Raw genomic sequence first — 10784 nt, 5'->3', positions numbered from 1 at the left:
CACTTCGTCGCGGCGCGAGGCGTCGATGCGGCGGTCGAGCTTGCCGGCGGAAACATCATCGGCCACGCGCACGGCTTCGCCCAGCGGCGCCATGATCGCGCGGATGATGGCCCAGCCCAGCAGCGCGGCCAGCGCCAGTGCCGCCGCCAGCATGCCGAACACGGCCAGCAGCGAGCGCGTGTGCGCTTCGCGCGACATCGCGGTCTCCCTGGCCAGCTGTTCCTGGTTGTACTGGGAGAGCTTCTTGAGCTGGTCGAACAGCGCGCGGCGCATCTTGCGCGAGTCGGAGCTGGAGATGGCCGAGGCGGTGGCGAAGTCATCGGCGGCGATGGCCGCGGCGATGCGTTCATGCGCCTCGAAGTACGCGGCCCGGTAGTCCTTGAGCTGGTCGTACATCGCCTTTTCCTCGGCGGTGTAGTCGGTGTCGATGTCGTCGTAGGCCTTTTCCTCGGCCTCGATCACCGCGCGCGTATCGGCCATGCGCTTGTCGTAATCGGCCAGCTGCTCGGGGTTGCCCTGGTAGGCCAGCTGCGCCTGCTCGAACGTGCGGAACTCACCGAGCTGCGCGCGCATCTCGCCCAGATGCTGCACGGCGGGCATCCAGTTCTCGTTGACCTGGCGGATCTGCTGCTGGGCGACATCCATGCGCCACACCGAGAACAGGCCCAACAGCAGGGTCAGCAGACCGGTGGTGCAGAACGCCAGCAACAGCTTCCGCGTGATCGACAGGTTCTGGAACCATTTCATTGCAGATGCCTCCGTTTGGCATTGCGTGCTACGCGCAGGCCCTTCGCGCCTGCGCAGGTAACGGGGAAGTAGGCGGGCGGCGAAGCGCCCGTGTGGTGCTGGCACCACGATGTGCTGCGGTATCGGCACTGCCGTGGGGTTCTTGACAGCCGCCGCCGAACGCTTGCTGACGGTGTTCAGGTGAATGCGGTGGGGAATGACACCGGCCGCATCGGGCCGTCGACCGTCGCAGGGCGGAGCGCCCGATGGCATCGGGTGCGATCGCGGTGTTTGCCTGTGGAGAGGGGGTGGAAAGGGGCAGGGATGTCGTTCCCGCCTGCGCGATGGCAGGCGGGGAAGGCACCGGGTGCCGTCATGGACGGTCGGTCAGCGGCCGGTCGGCATCCCGCCAACCGGTGCGCGATGTGGGCGCGGGGCCGGGGTCAGGCGGCCTGCGGGATCCGGAGCGAGCGCACCAGCCCACCGATGTCGACGATCAGCGCGACGCGGCCATCGCCGAGGATGGTGGCGCCGGAAACCCCGCCGATGCGGCGGTAGTTGTTCTCGATGTTCTTGACCACCACCTGCTGCTGGCCGAGCAGTTCATCCACTTCCAGCGCGATCTTCTGGCCGTCGCCTTCGACCACCACCACCAGCGGGTCGGCATGGCGGTCATCGCGGTAGCCGTAGTACTGGCCCAGCGACAGGATCGGCAGGTACTCGCCGCGCACCCGCAGCACGCGGCCTTCGCCAGCCATGGTGCGGATGTCGTCGGCCTGCGGCTGCAGTGCCTCGAGCACGTAGGCCAACGGCAGGATCAGGGTTTCGCCGGCCACCGAGACGGTCATGCCATCGAGGATGGCCAGGGTCAGCGGCAGCCGGATCAGCACGCGGGTGCCGTGGCCGGTGCGGCTTTCCAGCTGTACTTCGCCGCCCAGCGCCTGGATGTTGCGGCGGACCACGTCCATGCCCACGCCCCGCCCGGACAGGTCGGTGACCGCGTCGGCGGTGGAGAAGCCCGGCTGGAAGATCAGGTCCCAGACCTGCGCGTCGGTCGGATTGTCCGGCACGCTGAGTCCGCGCTCGAGCGCCTTGGCCAGGATCTTGTCGCGGTTCAGCCCGCGGCCATCGTCGCTGACCTCGATGACGATATGGCCGCCCTGGTGCGACGCGGCCAGGGTGATGGTGCCGGTCTCGTCCTTGCCGGCATCGCGGCGGACGTCGGGCATCTCCAGGCCGTGGTCGATCGAGTTGCGGACCAGGTGGACCAGCGGGTCGGCGATCTTCTCGATCAGGCCCTTGTCCAGTTCGGTGCCTTCGCCGACGGTGCGCAGGCGCACCTGCTTGCCAAGGCGGCTGGACAGGTCGCGGACCAGGCGCGGGAAACGCCGGAACACCGCATCCACCGGCAGCATGCGCACGCCGATGACGGCTTCCTGCAGGTCGCGGGTGTTGCGCTCGAGCAGGTCCAGGCCGGCGAACAGGCGTTCGGCGTGGACCGGGTCCAACCCGCCGGAGACCTGCTTGAGCATGGCCTGGGTGATGACCAGTTCGCCGACCAGGTTGATCAGTGCATCGACCTTGTCGACGCTGACGCGGATGGAGGTCTCCGCCTCATGCGTGCCGCTGGCCGCGGTGGGCTTGCCGGCGTCGACGGCGGCGGGCGTGGCGGCCGCTGCGGGCGCCTCGGTGGCCAGGCTGGGCGGCGCGGCCGGACGGATGTCCAGCTCGCAGTCGTCCACGACCCAGGCAAAGGTGTCTTCGATGCGGCTGCGCGGCACCTTGCCAACCAAGCCCAGGTCCCAGGCCAGGTAGGCTTCCAGCGGATCAAGCTGCTCGAATGCGGGCAGGCGCTGCATGCGCGGTTCGACGTGCAGCGAGCCCAGCGTCTCCAGCTCGCGGATGATGCGCAGCGGGTCGTTGCCGCTCATGAACAGCGACGGCGCCGGCACGAAGCCGATCTGCCAGGCGTCAGGGGTTTCTTCCTGCTTCGCGGCTGCGACGGCGACCGGCGCCGTTCCGGCCAGTACCGCCTGCAGCCGATCGGTCACCGCCTTGACCGCGGCCGGGTCGGCGGCCTGGCCGTGCTCGACCTCGCGCAGCAGCGCACGCAGCACGTCCACCGAGGCCAGCATCGCATCGACCGCGTTGCCTTCCAGCGCACGCTTGCCGGCGCGCAGCTCGTCGAGCAGCGTTTCCAGCACGTGGGTGAGGCCGGCGATGGCATCGAAGCCGAAGGTACCGGCGCCGCCCTTGATCGAATGGGCGGCGCGGAACACCGAGTTGATGACCTCCGGGTCGCGTTGGCCGTCTTCCAGCGCCAGCAGCCCGGCTTCCATCGCATCCAGCCCTTCGCGGCTTTCCTCGAAGAAGGTGGCGTGGAAACGTTGCAGGTCCATGCTCATTGGCGCGGTATCCGTGAGGGGTGCAGGCGGGGCGTATCAGCCCAGGACTTTCTGGACGGTGGCGACCAGCTGTTCGGGATTGAACGGCTTGACCAGCCAGCCGGTGGCGCCGGCGGCCTTGCCTTCGGACTTCTTGTCCGCGGCCGATTCGGTGGTGAGCATCAGCAGCGGGGTGAACTTGTAGTCCGGCAGCTGGCGCAGCTCGCGGATCAGCGCGATGCCGTCCATGTTCGGCATGTTCACGTCGGTGACCACCGCGTTGAAGCGCTGGCCCTTGGCACGGCCGAGGGCGACGGCGCCGTCTTCGGCTTCTTCCACCGAAAAGCCGGCCGAGGTGAGGGCGAAAGAGACCATCTGGCGCATCGACGCCGAGTCGTCCACCACCAGGATTCGTGCGCTCATGCAGCGTTCTCCACAGATTTCGTTGTGTCAGGGGTTGCTTCCAGACCGAAGGTCCGGAGGACGCCGAGCAGGCGCGCGGCGTCACGGAAGGTGTCGGTAGCGTTGTCGAACACGGTGCCGTGCCCGGCTTGCTGGCGGGCCACGACGAAGGCGCACAGCACCTGCATGGCCGCGGTGTGCACGCGGGCCACCTCGCCGGCGTCGACACGCAGTTCACCGCCCTGGCCGAGATGCGCGGCCAGTTGCTGTTTCAGCTCGCTGGTGGATTCGATTCCGAGATCCTGCGACAGCGCCACAGTGCTCATCGTTGCTCCGGGACAAACGTTACTGGGAGGGGTAGCGGCATTGCACCGGGGTTCTTTAGGGCAGGTGACCTGGTGCGGTGCGGAATGTGATGGATTGCGCGGTTTGCCCGGCAGGAGCGCCTTCCGGCGCGAAACCGATGCATCCGGGGCTTGCATGCACTCTCGGTATGGACGTGGTTCCTGCTTGGCGCCGGAAGGCGCGCCTACTGGAGCAGGCGGGTGGCATCGAGCAGGATCATCGGCTGGCTGCCGATGCGGGCAATGCCCTTGAACAGCTCGTTGGAGATCTGGCAGATGCGCGCGGTGTCCGGGGGTTCGATCTGCGAGTCGGTCAGGTTGGCCACGTCCTCCACGGCGGAGACGCGCAGGCCCAGTGTTTCGCCGTTCTCCTCCAGCACCACGATGCGGGTCTGCGCGGAGTCTTCGGTGACCGGGACGCCAAGGTGCCGGCACAGGTCCAGCACCGGGACCACCTGGCCACGCAGGTTCATGATGCCCAGCATCGACGGCGCGGCACCGCGCAGCGCCAGCAAGGGTACCGGCAGGACCACTTCCTGCACCTTCAACAGCTCCAGCGCATAGGCCTGCGCACCGCAACGCAGGCGCAGCCAGCGCGAGGTGCGCTCGCTGGCGCGGCGTTGCTGCGGTGGCCGTGCGGCTTGCGCCTGCAGTTCCTGCCACGTGTTCGGTACGGCGGTGGGTGCGGCAGGGGCGGGCGCAGGGGCCGGTCGCGCGGTGCGGGCCGGCGGTGGCGGTGCGGGCGCCACGCCTGCGGCCACGTCGAAGGCGGCCTGCAGGCCGGGGCTGTCGGAATGGGCAAGCCGGGCGCTTTCGGCCGCGTCGGTTTCGTAGATGACCTCGTCCGGCAGGTCGTCCCAGGTGGGCTCCGGCGCCGGCGCGGCGGCGACCGGCTCAGCAGGCACGTCGGCCCAGGTGGGTTCAGCCATGGCGCTCGCGCTTGAAGCCGCGGCGGCGGCCAGTGCGGCCTCGAACGCGGCTTCCAGTTCGGCGCTGTCGCCGGGAACGGTGGATACAGCGGCGATGGGGGCCTCCACGGGCACGGCATTGGCCCGTGCCTGGACGTCGGCAAGCGCGGCCTCGAAGGCGGCTTCCAGTTCGGCGCTGTCACCGGGAACGGTGGACGCAGCGGCGACGGGGGCGTCTACGGGCACGGCATTGGCCTGTGCCTGGACCTCGGCCAGCGCGGCTTCGAAGGCGGCTTCCAGCTCGGCGCTGTCACCCGGTATTTTTACCGGCGCGGCCGGTACAGTGGCGGTCACCGCCGTCGGCATGCCGCCGCCGAGCAGTTCGTCCAGGTAGTCGTCCAGTGCGCCGACGGTACTCATGCCGCCTCCTGCGCTGGCCGCACGCGTGCCTCTTCGGCCAACAGCCAGTCCAGCGCGCGGCGATAGGCGGCATGGCCGCGGCCGGGGTAGTCGTCGCCCTGGATCGGCTGGACAAGGCCGGCGACCTGACTGATGCGGGTATCCAGCGGAATGGCATCTTCCCAGACGCGCTCGCCGTGACGGTCCTGCATCGCGCGCACCGACTCGTTGCCGGCGCGGGTGCGGCGGTCGAACAGGGTCGGCAGCACCGAGATCGGCAGCGGCCGCTTGCGTGAGCGCTCGACCATTTCGCCGGTGCGGACCATGCCGTCCAGGCCGTGCAGCGCCAGCGGCTCGGCCTGGGTGGGGATGACCAGGCGGTCGGCCGCGGCCAGCGCGTTGATCATCAGCAGGCCCAGCGTGGGCGCGCAGTCGAGCAGGATGTAGTCATGGCGGTCGCCGTGGCGGGCCAAGGCCTGCTGCAGCGCCAGGCCGAGGCCGGGCTGGTTGGCGCTGCGGCGTTCCAGCGTGGCCAATGACGCCTGCGCGCACAGGTAGTCCAGGCCCGGGATGTCGCTGGCGCGCGCCAGCGCGGCGATGTCGTGCGGCGGCGTGGCGAACAGTTCCTGTACGCCCTGCGGCACCGGTTCGAACGGCACGCCGAAGGCGCGGGTGAGGGAAGAATGGGGATCCAGGTCGATCAGCAGCACCTTGTGCCCGCGCGCGGCCAGGCCGCGCCCCAGTGACAGGGTGGTGGTGGTCTTGCCGACGCCACCTTTCTGGTTGGCAATGGCCCAGATACGCATCAGTGAACTCCTTCGATGACAGCGGGCACCGAGGCGGCGGCAGCGGGGGAGCTGTCGCCACGGGGGGCGTCGGTGCCGTTGGTGCCGGCGGTGGTGGTACCCGCGCCGGGCAGGTCGGCCGCTGCGGCCGAGTCGGCCAGGATGATGACCATCACCCGCCGGTTGCGGTTGCGGCCTTCCGGCAGGTCGTTGCTTTCGCGCGGACGGAACTGGCCATAGCCCACCATCGCCAGCCGTGCCGGCTGCACGCCATGGTCGGCGAACAGGTGCACGACGCTGGCCGCGCGACCGGCGGACAGCTCCCAGTTGGACGGGAACTGCGTGGTGGCGATCGGTACGTTGTCGGTGTGGCCTTCCACGCGCACGCCGTTGGGGGCATCGAGCAGCACGTCGGCCAGCTTGCCCAGAGTGTCGCGGGCGCCGGCATCGAGCGAGGCCGAACCGGTGGCGAACAGGATGTCGCTGTTGATCTCCACTTCCAGCCACAGCTCGGTGCGGCGCACCGTGATCACGCCCTGCTTGACCAGCGGTGCCAGCGCGGAACTGAGCCGGTCGGCGATCTGGTTCAACTGGCGCTCGGCGCGCTGCAGCTGTTCCTGGTTGCGCGTGGAGACCGGCATGCGCATGTGCGATGCCATCGACGGCAGCTGGGTGGGGTCGGCCATGGCGCCGCCGGTCATGCTCGGCGAGCGGATCACCGACGGGGTGTCGTGGCCGCCGCCCTGGATCTGCATGTTGCCCACCTGCACCTGGCTGATGGTGCGCGGTGCGCCGCCGAAAGCGGTGGACAGGGAGTCGGCCATCACCCGGTACTTGCCCTCGTTGAGCGAGGAGATGGCGTACATCACCACGAAGAAGGCGAGCAGCAGCGTCATCAGGTCGGCATAGGGGATGGCCCATGCCTCATGGTTGGCGTGCTCTTCGTGGTGCTTGCGACGTGCCATGGCTCAGTTCACGAACCCGGCCAGGCTGTTTTCGATGTTGCGCGGGTTCTCGCCCTGGGCGATGGCGATCAGGCCCTCGATGACCATCTCGCGCTCGCGCGTGCTGGAGGCGATCACGCTCTTGAGCTTGGCCGAGACCGGCAGGAACAGCAGGTTGGCCGAGGCGATGCCGTAGATGGTGGCGGTGAACGCGGCGGCGATGCCATGGCCGAGCTTGCTCGGGTCGGCCAGGTTCTTCATCACCGCGATCAGGCCCAGCACGGCACCGATGATGCCCAGCGTCGGGGCGTAGATGCCCATGCCTTCGAACACCTTGGTCGCCGCCAGGTCCTGTTGTTCCTGGCTGCCGAGCTCGATTTCCATCATGTGGCGGATGGTGTCCGGCTCCACGCCGTCGACCACCAACTGCAGGCCCTTGCGGATGAACGGGTCGTCCTGCTGCTCCACCTGCGGCTCCAGGCCCAGCAGGCCCTGGCGGCGGGCGATGTTGCTCCAGTCCACGATCTGCTGGACCAGCGCGCGGCGGTCACTGGCCGGCGGGCGGATCACCCAGCGCACGATCCTGAAGGCGTGCTTGAACACCGCCGGCGAGGTATGCAGCAGGATCGCGGCGATGGTGCCGACGATCACGATCACGAACGCGGCCGGCGACCACAGCGACGACAGGCCCGCACCCTTGAGGATGCTGCCGCCCACCAGCGAAGCGAGGGCGAGGAAGAGTCCAATGATGCTGAGTCGGTCCATGGTGTTGGATATCGGCCTTGTGAAGACAGTCTTGAATCGGGGTGTTGCGTTCGCTCCCTTCCGGCGTGCGGGGGAGCTACCTGCTTCAGCCCTTCTCCCGCGCGCGGGGAAGGCTTTGCTTTAGTCCCTCTCCCGCCTGCGGGGGAGGGGTTGGGGTGGGGGAAGCGTCACCCGGTGCAGCGCAAAGCGGCCCTCACCCGTCCTGCGGGCACCCTCTCCCGCAGGCGGGAAAGGGGAGTGCAGACAGTTGGCTGTGCCTGTCAGTCCTGCCCACCGCGCAACCCATCCACGTCCAGGATCAGCGCCATGCGGCCGTCGCCGATCAGGGTGGCGCCGGCGTAGCCACGCAGGCCGCGCAGGGCGCGCGGCAGGGGCTTGATCACCACTTCCTCGCGGCCGCGGACCTGGTCCACGACCAGGCCGAAGCGGGCTTCGCCGACCTGCAGCACCACGATGGTCAGCAGCGGCGACAGGGTCGGCGTCACGCCCAGCCACTGGCGCAGGTCCACCAGCGCCAGCGTGTGGGTCTTGCGGTCCAGCACCGCGCGGCCGTCGAACCAGCCCAGCGAGGTGGCCGGGGCGTGCAGCACTTCCATCACGCGGGCCAGCGGCAGGGCATAGACGTCCTCGCCGGCCTGGACCAGCAGGGTCGGCAGGATCGCCAGGGTCAGCGGCACGCGGATCAGGAAGCGGCTGCCACGGCCCAGTTCGGACTGGATCTGGATCTGGCCGCTGAGCTCGCGGATGCGCGACTGCACCACGTCCATGCCGACGCCGCGGCCGGAGATGTCGGTGACCTGCTGCTTGGTGGAGAAGCCGGGCAGGAACACCAGGTGCAGGCATTCCTCGCTGGTCAGGCGGGCGGCGGCCTCCGGGTCGATCAAGGCCTTCTCGCGGGCCTTGGCGCGCAGGCGTTCGGGGTCGATGCCGGCGCCGTCGTCCTGCACCTCGATGCTGACGTAGTCGCCTTCCTGCTGGGCGGACAGCCGCACCCGGCCCATCCGCGGCTTGCCCTGCGCCTCGCGCAGGTCGGGCATCTCCACGCCGTGGTCGATGGCGTTGCGGACCAGGTGCACCAGCGGGTCGGCCAGGGCTTCGACCAGGTTGCGGTCCAGCTCGGTGTCGGCGCCGATCAGTTCCAGGTCCACTTCCTTCTGCAGCGAGCGCGCGACGTCGCGCGCCACCTTCGGGAAGCGCGAGAACACCTTGCCGACCGGCTGCATGCGGGTGCGCATCACCGCCGACTGCAGCCGCGCGGTGGCGATGTCCAGGGTGGAGACGGCGCGGTCGAGTTCCTCGTCCTTGAGCCGGCTGCGCAGGGTCTTCAGGCGGTTGCGTGAGAGCACCAGTTCGCCGATCAGGTTGACGATGGCATCCAGGCGCTTGGTGTCCACGCGCACGGTGTGCTCGGGCTCGCTGGCCTTGGCCGGTGCGGCCGCCGGCTTGGCCGCCGCGGTGGGGCGCGCGGCCGGGGCAGGCGCCGGGCGGGGCGCTGCCGGAGCCACTGCCGGAGCGGCGGACGTGCCGGGCGCGGCACTGCCGTGCAGCGTGTCGAGCAACGCCTCGAATTCGTCTTCGGTGATCAGGTCATCGGCGGGTTTGGCGGGCACCGCCGACGGCGCGCTCTTGCCGTGCAGGCTGTCGAGCAGGGCCTCGAACTCGTCCTCGGTGATCAGGTCACCGGCCGGCGCGACCGGTGCCGCGACCGGTGCCGGTACCGGTGCGGTACCGACGTCGAACTGCGCGATCAATGCCGCCGGCGCGTGGCCCGGCTCGGTGCCGGAGGACACCGCGTCGAGCATGGACTGCAGCCAGTCCAGCGATTGCTGGGCGGCATCGAAGTGATGGGCCAGCAGTTGCGCCTTGCCCGAGCGGGCCATGCCCAGGGTTTCCTCGGCGGCATGGCACAGCTCCACCATTGGCGTGATCGACAGGAAGCCGGCGCCGCCCTTGAGCGTGTGGAAGCCGCGGAACACCGCGTTGAGCTGGTCGGTGTCTTCCGGTGCCTGCTCCAGCGTCACCAGCTGCTCGCCCAGGCGATCGAGGATCTCCTGGGCTTCGATGATGAAATCGGCGGCGATGTCGTCGGCGAAGGCACTCATGGCTTACAGCCCCAGGTCCGACAGCAGGTCGTCGGCGTCATGCTGGCTGACCGCGTGGCGGTCCAGGCCATTGACCGCCGGACCGGCCAGGCCGGCGTTGCGCACGTCTTCCTCGGCCGGGGGCAGGCCCAGCGCACCAAAGCCCTCGTGCACGCGGCGCACGATGCCCACCACGCGGCGGATGATCTGACCGGTCAGGTCCTGGTAGCTCTGGGTCAGCGCCACTTCGGTGAGGTTGTGGCGGATGCGGTCCAGCAGCTGGTCCTGGTCGGCGTTGAGGCCTCCGGCGCGCAGCCGTTCGGTCAGCTCGCGGCATTCCTCGGCCAGGTCCAGGGTGCGGTGGGTGGCCTTTTCGGTCATCTCCACCACGTGGTCCAGGCGCGCGCAGGCATCGTCCAGCTCGCCGGCTTCGCTGGGCACGCTGGGCAGCTCGCCCAGTGCCTGGCCCAGCTCGCGGGCCAACCGGCCCAGCCCGGCCACCATTGGCTGCGCGCGCAGCGCGGCCAGGGCGTCGATTTCCTGGCGCCAACGGGTTTCATCACCGTTTTCCAGCGCGGCCAGCGCATCCTGCAGGCGCTGGATCAGGGCCGATTTGTCGCTCAGCGTCTCGACAGGCAGGTCCATCAGGCGCTCGCCGTCAGTCGTTCGAAGATCTTGCCCAGCTTCTCTTCCAAGGTCTGCGCGGTGAACGGCTTGATGATGTAGCCGTTCACGCCGGCCTGGGCGGCTTCGATGATCTGCTCGCGCTTGGCTTCGGCGGTGACCATCAGCACCGGCAGGGTCTTGAGCTTGGCATCGGCGCGGATGGCCTTGAGCAGCTCGATGCCGGTCATCACCGGCATGTTCCAGTCGGTGACCACGAAATCGAACGGCTGGCTCTGCAGCATGGCCAGCGCGGCATGCCCGTCCTCGGCTTCAGCGGTGTTGGTGAAGCCCAGGTCGCCGAGCAGGTTCTTGACGATACGACGCATGGTCGAGAAATCGTCGACGATCAGGATGCGCATGTTCTTGTTCAAAAGGAATTC

Annotated in this window: 11 protein-coding genes; all 11 read right to left on the bottom strand. The window is 69.1% G+C overall.

What is annotated here, in order from left to right; genetic code table 11:
- The coding region (locus AC06FE_RS18735) for an MCP four helix bundle domain-containing protein (RefSeq protein ID WP_478073908.1) at positions 1 to 747 on the bottom strand (747 nt) is incomplete at its 3' end.
- Between the two features lie 422 nt (positions 748 to 1169).
- Complete coding sequence (locus tag AC06FE_RS18730) at positions 1170 to 3131, bottom strand: chemotaxis protein CheA (protein WP_478073907.1); 1962 nt, start codon at positions 3129 to 3131, stop codon at positions 1170 to 1172.
- Positions 3132 to 3167: 36 nt separating this feature from the next.
- The gene (locus AC06FE_RS18725; protein ID WP_087922463.1) at positions 3168 to 3533 is read right to left on the bottom strand and encodes a response regulator; all 366 of its coding nucleotides are present in this window, start codon (positions 3531 to 3533) and stop codon (positions 3168 to 3170) included.
- On the bottom strand, positions 3530 to 3838 hold the full coding sequence (locus tag AC06FE_RS18720; RefSeq protein ID WP_478073906.1) for an STAS domain-containing protein: 309 nt from the start codon (positions 3836 to 3838) through the stop codon (positions 3530 to 3532). The genes AC06FE_RS18725 and AC06FE_RS18720 overlap by 4 nt, the downstream gene beginning before the upstream one ends.
- A gap of 203 nt (positions 3839 to 4041) precedes the next feature.
- Positions 4042 to 5184, bottom strand: a complete 1143-nt coding sequence (locus tag AC06FE_RS18715; protein WP_478073905.1) for a chemotaxis protein CheW — start codon at positions 5182 to 5184, stop codon at positions 4042 to 4044.
- Positions 5181 to 5969, bottom strand: coding sequence for a ParA family protein (locus tag AC06FE_RS18710; RefSeq protein ID WP_478073904.1), 789 nt, complete (start codon positions 5967 to 5969; stop codon positions 5181 to 5183). Before AC06FE_RS18710 ends, AC06FE_RS18715 begins: the two co-directional genes overlap by 4 nt.
- Positions 5969 to 6913, bottom strand: a complete 945-nt coding sequence (gene motD / locus AC06FE_RS18705) for a flagellar motor protein MotD (protein ID WP_132863158.1) — start codon at positions 6911 to 6913, stop codon at positions 5969 to 5971. Before motD ends, AC06FE_RS18710 begins: the two co-directional genes overlap by 1 nt.
- 3 nt (positions 6914 to 6916) lie before the next feature.
- On the bottom strand, positions 6917 to 7657 hold the full coding sequence (locus tag AC06FE_RS18700) for a flagellar motor protein (RefSeq protein ID WP_132863159.1): 741 nt from the start codon (positions 7655 to 7657) through the stop codon (positions 6917 to 6919).
- Positions 7658 to 7917: 260 nt separating this feature from the next.
- A complete protein-coding gene (locus AC06FE_RS18695) occupies positions 7918 to 9759 on the bottom strand; it encodes a chemotaxis protein CheA (protein WP_478073903.1) in 1842 nt (613 codons plus the stop codon).
- Between the two features lie 3 nt (positions 9760 to 9762).
- A complete protein-coding gene (locus tag AC06FE_RS18690; protein WP_478073902.1) occupies positions 9763 to 10383 on the bottom strand; it encodes a protein phosphatase CheZ in 621 nt (206 codons plus the stop codon).
- Positions 10383 to 10775, bottom strand: a complete 393-nt coding sequence (gene cheY / locus AC06FE_RS18685; protein ID WP_165931126.1) for a chemotaxis response regulator CheY — start codon at positions 10773 to 10775, stop codon at positions 10383 to 10385. Before cheY ends, AC06FE_RS18690 begins: the two co-directional genes overlap by 1 nt.
- Between the last annotated feature and the right edge of the window lie 9 nt (positions 10776 to 10784).

This window comes from Stenotrophomonas sp. Steno-C18 (assembly GCF_056393195.1).
The sequence above is the reverse complement of the archived record's forward strand: the minus strand, read 5'-3'. Positions and strand labels throughout refer to the sequence as shown.